The organism is Ferruginibacter paludis, assembly GCF_030409685.1.
In the GTDB taxonomy this organism is placed as follows: Bacteria; Bacteroidota; Bacteroidia; order Chitinophagales; family Chitinophagaceae; genus Ferruginibacter; species Ferruginibacter paludis.
In genome coordinates this window covers 1-1,868 of sequence record NZ_JAUFQJ010000012.1, presented here as the reverse complement: position 1 = coordinate 1,868, position 1,868 = coordinate 1, and the positions used below count along the sequence as shown (strand labels likewise).

The window sequence follows — 1,868 nt, the reverse complement described above, 5'->3', positions numbered from 1 at the left end:
CTTCGCCTAACATCCCGCCGCAACCGGCCAGGTAGATTCTTTTTTTCATTGCTGAGGGTTTTGATTGATATAATCGTTTGAGTGATAGTTTTATTATTTTAATAAACTTTAAATATTATTCCAAAAAGAATTTAAATTCCCTTTTCAGGGAATTTAAAAAATTATTAAATTGGCAAGAAAATGTTTGCTGTTTACTTTACAATTTACATATGTAAAGTAGCCCGTGCTAAAAAATGAAAACTTGGGTGAATGAAAGGAAACTCTACAAATTCCACTAACAGCTTAGGTTGTATTATTGTATTTAGGCTGATATAAGGTCAGCTTTTAAATCCAGTTTTTGAATTACTGAATTTATAGTATTCCAGTGTGTTTCATAATTAAATAAATCATAACTGTGTTTCCTTGCCTGCTCACCTAATTTCTTTACCAGTTCGTCATCATTCCACAACCGCAATAATTTTTCCCTGAGTTGCGATTGATTTCCTGCTTCAAATAAAAGGCCTGTTTGTTCATTGATTACAAGTTCAGGAATACCGCCAATATTAGCCCCTACTACAGGCTTTGAAAAAAGAAAAGTCTCTGAAACAGAAAAAGGATAATTTTCATACCATTCGGAAGGACATACGCCAAAGCTGGCGTGCTGTGTTAGTTCAAATATATCATCCTTCTTTTTAAAACCTAACAACTCAACATTTGAGATATGCTCCGTTTGTATGTAATTAGTTAAGCTTTCTTCTGCGTTACCTCTTCCTGCTATTTTTAAATGGATATCTGTACCTCTTACGGCTTCGATTAACGTTTTTACTCCTTTAATATCTTCGAGTCTACCTACATACAGTATATACTTACCCGTGTTGGGTGGAGTGGGCGCACTCTTTGATCGTTCTATAAAATTGTCCACCAGTGAAATGTCATAGCATAAACCAGAAAGGAGCATTTTGTTTTTATCGAACCCGAACTGCAGGAATTTGTTTAAAATAAACCGGGAAGGACACAAGTAAAAATCAACCAGATGGTAAGTATTTTTTTTGTGATAGTAGTAAGCCTCGAATGTAGCCAGGGCACTAGCTAATAAAGAATTTTTTTTGCATTTGTTTATCGCACAATGATAAAAGGAACCATCCATGCACTTTTCACATACTTTTCCTTTAGAAACAAAAGAATTTTCAGGACATATGATTTTATAATCGTGTAGAGTCCATATAATTTTAATGCCTTTTTTGTGCAGCTTTTCTACAATAGCCGGCGTTATGTAATGATGGATATTGTGCAAGTGAGCAAACTTAATATCGTGCTTTTCTAAAATTCTGTCCAGCTTATTCAATGCGTCTGACGAAACAACAGAAGTTCTTAAAGCTTTTATGCCATTACTGATAGTTTTGTGTTTATTAAGCTCTTTAAAGTCATAGGCACTCACAAAGTATTTTGAATACGGAGAAAATGTATTTTTTTTATTGTGCGTGGAAAAAGGGATTACTTCATAGCCATGTTTCTCATAAAGCTTATGTATATTCTCGATATAAGTCCAGTCGCCCCCCGTGGCATACCAAGACCAGTTAACTAAAAGTAATTTCATTTTTCCAGATATAAGAATGAGGTTAGTGTTATCTATTTGTTCATAGGCTGTACAATATTCCATCAAATAGTAAACAATCGGCTTTATTTATATCTATGTTGAACCATTGAATTGCGGCTGATCAAATCCAAAAGAATTTTCATTAACCCAAATCAATTAGTCAAATATAAGTGAATAACAGATGTAATTCGCAAGCATAGAGCCGCATAACGAAATTTTAATTTCTACATCCCATTCAGTTAGTCTAAAAATCCTTTATAATATTGGTCCATATATTGTTTCAGGGCTGCCC

At 33.9% G+C, this 1,868-nt stretch carries 1 protein-coding gene; it reads right to left on the bottom strand.

Annotation, left to right across the window (positions count from 1 at the left end):
- Positions 1-301: 301 nt before the first annotated feature.
- The gene (locus QWZ08_RS18395; RefSeq protein ID WP_290338989.1) at positions 302-1,576 is read right to left on the bottom strand and encodes a glycosyltransferase family 4 protein; all 1,275 of its coding nucleotides are present in this window, start codon (positions 1,574-1,576) and stop codon (positions 302-304) included.
- Between the last annotated feature and the right edge of the window lie 292 nt (positions 1,577-1,868).

Excerpts from the sequence above, each read along its gene's own strand:
- QWZ08_RS18395 (WP_290338989.1), bottom strand. The coding sequence starts at position 1,576 with ATGAAATTACTTTTAGTTAACTGGTCTTGGTATGCCACGGGGGGCGAC.